Source organism: Thalassospira sp. UBA848 (assembly GCF_002295455.1).
In the GTDB taxonomy this organism is placed as follows: domain Bacteria; phylum Pseudomonadota; class Alphaproteobacteria; order Rhodospirillales; family Thalassospiraceae; genus Thalassospira.
In genome coordinates, this window is the sequence record NZ_DBGS01000008.1 from 1 (window position 1) to 6,754 (window position 6,754).

The window sequence follows — 6,754 nt, forward strand, 5'->3', positions numbered from 1 at the left end:
AAGATTTCAACCATAGCGATCAGACCGTGCCATTTGCTGATACCATAATGGTTCGGGACTCCTGTCTTTGCCTGCATGTCCGGCGCGCGGCCCGCACCATCGCCAGACGGTTTGATGACGCTTTTCGTCCCCTTGATCTGACCAGCGGGCAATATTCACTTTTGATGTCGCTAAACCGGCCATACCCGCCGCACATGAAAGATGTCGCTGACCTTCTGGCGATGGATCGCACCACATTGACCGCCAATCTCAAACCGCTTGAACGGCGCGGACTAATTGAGATTACAACCGACCCCAAGGACAAGCGCGGGCGTCTCCTGACCCTGACCAGGGATGGCATGGCGCTTTTGGCGCGCGCCTTTCCGATCTGGCAGGAAACCCAGCAACAGCTGGAAAATCAGGTCGCCGATGAAGACCCGAAACAGCTTCTGGCGGCGTTAATCAACCTGTCCCATGATCCCGATGACTAGGTCTGGCGTTGGTGCCACGCGATCATGTTATCCGGTCTTTAACCTGAATTTTCGAAAAGCCGCCCCGTGCAGAAAAACCGTTCCTTCATCAACCGCGCCAAGGCGTCGTAAAACGCCAAGATTTGTGCGGGTCGGCGCCAGCAAAAAGGTCACAGAATCGATGCGGTTATCGGCGCGCGCAAATTCAAGCGCCTTGCGCGTGATCGCCATGCCAAGGCCAAAGCATTCAGGGCGCAGCACCAGCCCATAATCCCAGTCATCGCCTTCCTTCTGGAAACCGCCCCAGCCGACATATTCGCGATCATGGAAAATGGCCCAGTGCCCCAAACCATCCCGCTGCCAATAGGCCTTCTTGGCCGCAAGAAACCGGTCAACTTCGTTCTGGTCCCAACGGTCACCAAGCAACGGCATATGTTCTGCCAGACGCGGGTTGGACATATGGGCAATCAGGGTTGCAGGCGCGATATCATCAAGCGCACCAAATGCAATCAAATCGCTTCGGGTTGTCATCGGAACCAGTCCCCAAAAGAGCAGCCGCGCAGCAAAAAGGGCGCAAAAACCATCCGTTTATTGCGCCCTTTGGTCATGGTTTTGTCAATCACTGCACCGAATGGCACCCATCACATTTGCGATAGTGGCCTAGTCCGGGGATCCGTCATCCGTTTCACGCGGCGGCAGGAATTCCTTGCGGCACGGCACCGCTTCCTCGTTCACCACGGTCCAGCCGAAATTGCGGAACTTGCCAAAGCTGGCCTTTTTCATGGTGATGCCACTGGCCGCGTGTTTGCGCACTTCCTTGGGGTCTTCGCCCTCAATCCGTTCGGCGCGGACCCAGGCGCGTTCGCGCATGGCTTTGGTAATGGTCGGTTCGGTCATTTTTTTTGCAGTTCCGTTCGCGGTTCAGGCGCCAGGATGGGGCGTTAAGGTGGGGCGATAGCACGTCTGGCGGCGTTTGTCGCACCCAATCAATGCAGATGGTTACTCAGTGTGCGACACGCAAACGTTCCATATCCGCAATGATGTCATCAATCAGGTTTTGAACATCCGCAGCCGGAAGGCCGCTTTCGATCATGCCGCGCAGGCCGGTGATGCTGGTTTGCAGCTTAACTGCCGCGCGATGCGGATCGACATCCGGTGCAATTTCGCCAGCGTGTCGGGCGTCTTCAAACGCCCCGGCAAACAGATTGGCCATGCCGGTCAGTTGCTGTGCCGCCAGTTCCTTAAGCTCGGAGTCGTCATTGGCGAGTTCAAGGGCCGTCTTGAACACCATGCAGGCATTTGACGGCATCTTGTTCTCGCTCTGGTGCGTGATGCTGCGCACATAGCCGATCAGACCGGTAAGCGGTGAGTCGGACTGCGCCATATGGCTTCGGAATTCTTCGGCGACACCATGGGCATAATATGTCAGCGCCTCGGAAAACAGCGCTTTCTTGCTGCCAAACGCGGCATAGATGCTGCCAGGCTTAAGCGACAGGGCCGCTTCGATATCCTTGAGCGAGGTCGCATGAAACCCCTTGCGCCAGAACAGGTTGCGCGCATTTGCCAGGGCATCTTCGCGATCAAATGAGCTTGGTCTCGCCACGATATTTCCTTGTTTATTGAGCAGTCACTCAAAAATAACTTGCCTTTGTAAAATCGTCAAGGTAGCGTCGGCCCATCGTTATTGAGCAATCACTCAACAATTCTGGAGATTACGCCATGTCCGACTTCAAAATTCACGACAAAGAGTCCGCCCCGGCCGATTCCAAGCCGCTTCTGCAAAACTCCCTTGATGCCTTTGGCATGATCCCGGGCCTGCACGGTGTCATGGCCGAAGCCCCGGCTGTGCTTGAAGGCTATCAGGTCCTGCACGGCCTGTTTCAGAAGACAAGCTTCGATGCCGATGAACTGACCGTTGTCTGGATGACGATTAATGTCGAGCATGGCTGCCACTATTGCGTTCCGGCCCATACCGCGATTGCGCATATGATGAAAATCGATGCTGACACCATCAATGCGCTGCGCGATGAAACCCCGTTGGCCTCCGAAAAGCTTGAAGCACTGCGTACCTTCACCCTTGCCATGACCCGCGGGCGCGGCAATGTCACGGCCGATCAGCTCGATGCCTTCTATGCAGCGGGTTACGCCCAGCAACAGGTGCTTGAGATCATCTTGGGTCTGGCCCAGAAAGTGATGTCAAATTACATCAACCACGTTGCTGAAACCCCGGTTGATGAACCGTTCCAGCGTTTTGCATGGGAAAAATCCGGCGCAAAGGCCGCCTGATTGCGTCTGCCTCAACCTGTTATCAACGCACATGATCGGCGTGGACAGTTTCCCCCATCCCCCTGCGCCATATCCTTGCGTTGTCCTGCACCGCCCGCCTTGTCCACGGGCGGTGCTTTTTTTCTGATCTCAAACCTGACCGTTATCCCAACCGTTGGTAGGCCAGTCAGTCATCATCATGTGGCAGGTGAAAAGTCGTCTCGGTAAAGCATTCGCGTTCGGACATGATCGCCATCCAGTCGCGTACCCGCACCGGAATCTCAAACCGGCGATCCGGCCAGCGGAAATCAATGTAATAAAGCGCAACCAGCACCGACCAGGTGCCAAGATGGGGCGCCTCGGTACGCAGGCTTGCCAGACCGTCAAGGATCGCCGTAATGCCAGAGGTGATGGCTTGTGCCTGTCTCTCCATTACGATTTCGCAACGATCACTGTCTTCGCGGTTTGAGTCGGCATAAAGTCGCCCGGTTGCCGCCATCATGCCATCGGCCAGTCCCTGCCATTTAAGGGCACTCAGGCGGCCCGGACCGCTTTCGGGGATAACGCCCTCTGAAATGCCCCGGGATTTGGCAAGCTGATCCAGATAATCACAGATCACGGCGGATTCAAAAACCGCCATGCCGTCTTCAAGGATCAGGGTCGGGACCTTTGACAGCGGGTTATGGGCGCGCAGCGCTTCATCCGTCCAGGGATCAATCAGGATTTCGCTGATCTGTTTTTCCAGACCAAGTTCACGCAGGATAACACGCACCTTGCGCGAAAAGGGTGAAGTTGGCGCGTAATAAAGCTGCATCATGATCCAAAGCCCCTTGCCATCAGCTGATATCCCTTGGGTCCATGAACACCGTCAAATGCGTAAATCCGGCGTCCAGCCGATCCCTTCAAGATGCCAGTTCGCATGCCAGTTGGTATCGTCACGTGACAGTGTAAGGTAATTTCGCGCCGCACAATAGGTACCTTTGCGTTCAGGCAGCGGTTTTAACTTTGTCGGCCGGTCCGGAAGCGGGTTGTCCCCGATCCACGCCAAAAGCCCCAGGGCCCGCGCAAAGGTCACCGGTGGTGCAGTGTGCGAGATGCCCGATGCCACCAACTGATGGATGGTTTTGCCCCGTGTTTCAAAGGTGCCGCGCGTTGCCACATGAATTTCGCCCGAAAGCAGCGTGATTTCGTGATCATGGTCATTGGCGACCTGTTCGATCAGCTCAAGAAACCGGCACCACTCGCGGCGGTGCCAGCGGCTTTGCCACTGATCACGCAGGTCATCCTCGTATTTCTGGGCCTTGGGCAAAAGATGCAGCATCATCTCGACCAGTGACAATCGCGGCCCGATCACCGGCACACTCGACATCAGCAAAATCCGATTGCCATCCGGCACCGTTTCAAGCGCCTTGGGCACATCGCGCCAGCCATGTTCGCCCATGATGGCATCGGGTGTGCGCTCCGAGCGCAAATCCGGCGCGATGATCGTCACACCGGGGAAATCAACCCGCCAGGCAAGGCTTTTTCCATCGCGGTCCATTACCATGTTGGGCAGCTCATCCGGCGCACAGCCAAGCTGCATCAGGCAAAAGGCCTCCCGTGCGCAGGCAAACATGCCCCTGGCGACTGCAGTGCCCTGAAACCATTTCTTGTGGCTGCCCCAGCCATCAAAAATGTCATGGTCATCCCACATCATCAGCGACGGTACCCGTGCAAGCATGTGGCTGATCTGGGGTTGACCATAAATCGCCAGATAATGATCCAGATAGAATTTCAGAACCGCATCGCGCATGACATCGGAAAAGCCGGTGGCCATCCGTTCGCGCCGCTTGGCCTTGTCCCAGGCAATGATGTCGGGATGACAGTGCCAGACGCCATCGGCATAAATCTGATCACCGCCATGCAGCAACAGGGAAAAGGGTTGCTTGGCGTGTTCGTGCCCAAGATCCGCCCAAAGTGCGTTTCGATCTTCAAGCGGCCGGTCCAGATCACCGTCTTCCTGACCATTGCACGATACAAACCCGATGCGAAGATCATCCCCAAGATCCGTGCAAACCTCGTATGTTTCGTTTCCGAAACTATATCCCGCAGTGCGGCTTTTCGGCAGTTCAAAGTCAAACCGCCAATAGCTTCGGCCAAACAGGGTTGCCAGCTTGGTCGGGGCAATAACATCACGGCCATTTGCGCGCAGTTCGGGTATTTCAGCACCTTCGTGCGCCACCACAAGTGCGGCCAGTTTCACCGTCCTGGTGTCAGCGCCCCGGGCGAACAGAAACGGTCCGAAAAGATTCTGATCGCTGAGTGTTTTCGCCTCGGTACTCGTCATGCGCTTTCTAACCTGCCAAAATTGCCCTTAAATCATACGTTTGATCGCGGTTTTGGTTCCCTTTGGATCAGGACCTGATCATCCGGGTGCGATCCGTGCCAACGATTAAAATCAATTGGGCCGGGAATTTCGAACAAAAAAGCATCATGGACAAAAGGCTTCCAAAGACCGGCAATTGATTAAATGCCCGAATACGTTAGTCTTTTTTGGTCTTGCAGTAATAACGCCACACACAGGAAAAGCCCCATGACAACACAGCGCCCCAAAGCCATTCCCACCGTTCAGGTCGATGATGACACCTTCCGGGTGACCGAATGGCATTTCCCCCCGGGATCGGAAACCGGCGACCACGTCCATGGCATGGATTATGTCGTGGTCCCGATGACCACGGGAACCCTGACCATTGTGAACGACGATGGCACAACGTTTCCGTCGGAAATGAAAGTCGGGCAGTCCTATTCCCGCAAGACCGGGGTTGCGCATAACGTGATTAACGAAAATGATTTCCCGATCACCTTTGTCGAGATCGAAGCCAAATAACAAGCCTTACCGGCTTGCAAACAAAACGGGCAGGTGATCAACACCTGCCCGTTTTCGTCTCAAAGCACTTTTAAAAGCCTGACTTGGCGCAGACTTAGCCCAGACGCTTGTCGATCGCATCCCAGATCAGGCCTTCAAGCTTGGAGCCGTCAAACCGGTTGATTTCCTGCAAGCCTGTCGGAGAGGTGACGTTGATTTCGGTCATGTAATCGCCAATCACGTCGATCCCGACAAAGATCAGATCACGTTTCTTGAGCTCCGGGCCGATGCGATCACAAATCTCGCGTTCACGCGGGGTCAGCATCGATTTTTCGGCCACACCGCCAACATGCATGTTTGACCGTGCTTCTCCCTCGGCCGGGACACGGTTGATCGCCCCCACCGGTTCGCCATCGACCAGAATGATGCGTTTGTCGCCCTTGCGCACATCGGGCAAATAGGCCTGCACCATCAACGGTTCGCGCGACTGGGCGGCAAACAGTTCCAGCAGCGAGTTCAGGTTCTCGTCACCGGGTTTCAGGTGGAACACACCCGCCCCGCCATTGCCAAACAGCGGCTTGACGATGATGTCCTTGTATTCTTCGCGGAAATCCTTGATCCGCGCGCCGGACCGCGTGATCAGGGTCGGCGGCATCAGATCGGGAAATTCGGTGACAAAGATCTTTTCCGGCGCATTGCGGACATGGCCCGGATGGTTGACCACGAAGGTTTCCGGGTGGATCGCCTCAAGCAGATGGGTCGCCGTGATATAGTTCATGTCAAAGGGCGGGTCCTGACGCATCAGGATAACGTCAGTTTCGCGCGCCAGATCAATCACGCGCGGTGCCCCCAGATCATGATGGTTGCCATGCTCGTACCGAAGCGTCATCGGGCGGACTTCCGCCTTGATCCGGCCCCGGTCATAGAACATGTCATCGGGATGATAATGCAAAAGTTCATATCCGCGCGCCTGGGCTTCAAGGCCCATGACAAAGGTGGAATCCCCCTTGATGTCGATGCTTTCAATCGGGTCCATCTGGATGGCGACGATACGGCTCATTATAAAGCGTTCTCCTTTAGACCGTTGATCAAGCCGGTCATTACTCCGCAAATATGGCCCAAACCGGCCAAATAAGGTCATTTGCGGGCATGGCTTGACCCGGCTGGCCTTCCCGGCCAAATGATGCGATATGTA

General features: G+C 55.6%; 9 protein-coding genes. 3 read left to right on the forward strand and 6 right to left on the reverse strand.

Annotated features, from left to right (window positions below):
* Positions 1 to 470 (forward strand): MarR family winged helix-turn-helix transcriptional regulator (locus tag B2R48_RS01390; RefSeq protein ID WP_296996891.1); only part of this gene is annotated, 470 nt, incomplete at its 5' end.
* Between the two features lie 27 nt (positions 471 to 497).
* Here B2R48_RS01390 and B2R48_RS01395 read toward each other — a convergent pair.
* The 3 genes from B2R48_RS01395 to B2R48_RS01405 all read right to left on the reverse strand — a co-directional run bounded on the left by B2R48_RS01395 (position 498) and on the right by B2R48_RS01405 (position 2,052).
* Positions 498 to 980: a GNAT family N-acetyltransferase gene (locus tag B2R48_RS01395; RefSeq protein ID WP_296996894.1), complete on the reverse strand. Its 483-nt coding sequence runs from the start codon at positions 978 to 980 to the stop codon at positions 498 to 500.
* Positions 981 to 1,109: 129 nt separating this feature from the next.
* On the reverse strand, positions 1,110 to 1,346 hold the full coding sequence (locus B2R48_RS01400; protein WP_213475719.1) for a hypothetical protein: 237 nt from the start codon (positions 1,344 to 1,346) through the stop codon (positions 1,110 to 1,112).
* Between the two features lie 106 nt (positions 1,347 to 1,452).
* Positions 1,453 to 2,052, reverse strand: coding sequence for a TetR/AcrR family transcriptional regulator (locus tag B2R48_RS01405; RefSeq protein WP_296996900.1), 600 nt, complete (start codon positions 2,050 to 2,052; stop codon positions 1,453 to 1,455).
* A gap of 116 nt (positions 2,053 to 2,168) precedes the next feature.
* On the opposite strand from B2R48_RS01405, the gene B2R48_RS01410 reads away from it, so the two are divergent.
* Positions 2,169 to 2,735: a carboxymuconolactone decarboxylase family protein gene (locus tag B2R48_RS01410; protein ID WP_296996901.1), complete on the forward strand. Its 567-nt coding sequence runs from the start codon at positions 2,169 to 2,171 to the stop codon at positions 2,733 to 2,735.
* Between the two features lie 166 nt (positions 2,736 to 2,901).
* Here B2R48_RS01410 and B2R48_RS01415 read toward each other — a convergent pair whose 3' ends face one another.
* Positions 2,902 to 3,531 carry a glutathione S-transferase N-terminal domain-containing protein gene (locus B2R48_RS01415; RefSeq protein ID WP_296996904.1) on the reverse strand — a complete coding sequence of 210 codons (630 nt, stop codon included), beginning with the start codon at positions 3,529 to 3,531 and terminating at the stop codon, positions 2,902 to 2,904.
* A gap of 51 nt (positions 3,532 to 3,582) precedes the next feature.
* Positions 3,583 to 5,040 (reverse strand): alkaline phosphatase D family protein, encoded by a 1,458-nt coding sequence (locus B2R48_RS01420; protein ID WP_296996906.1) that lies wholly within the window; start codon positions 5,038 to 5,040, stop codon positions 3,583 to 3,585.
* A 246-nt stretch (positions 5,041 to 5,286) separates the two neighbouring features.
* Between B2R48_RS01420 and B2R48_RS01425 the strand changes: the two genes are divergently transcribed.
* Positions 5,287 to 5,580: a cupin domain-containing protein gene (locus B2R48_RS01425; RefSeq protein ID WP_062957089.1), complete on the forward strand. Its 294-nt coding sequence runs from the start codon at positions 5,287 to 5,289 to the stop codon at positions 5,578 to 5,580.
* Between the two features lie 94 nt (positions 5,581 to 5,674).
* On the opposite strand, the gene gshB is transcribed toward B2R48_RS01425, so the two are convergent.
* Positions 5,675 to 6,619: a glutathione synthase gene (gene gshB, locus B2R48_RS01430; RefSeq protein WP_062957088.1), complete on the reverse strand. Its 945-nt coding sequence runs from the start codon at positions 6,617 to 6,619 to the stop codon at positions 5,675 to 5,677.
* Positions 6,620 to 6,754: the final 135 nt, after the last annotated feature.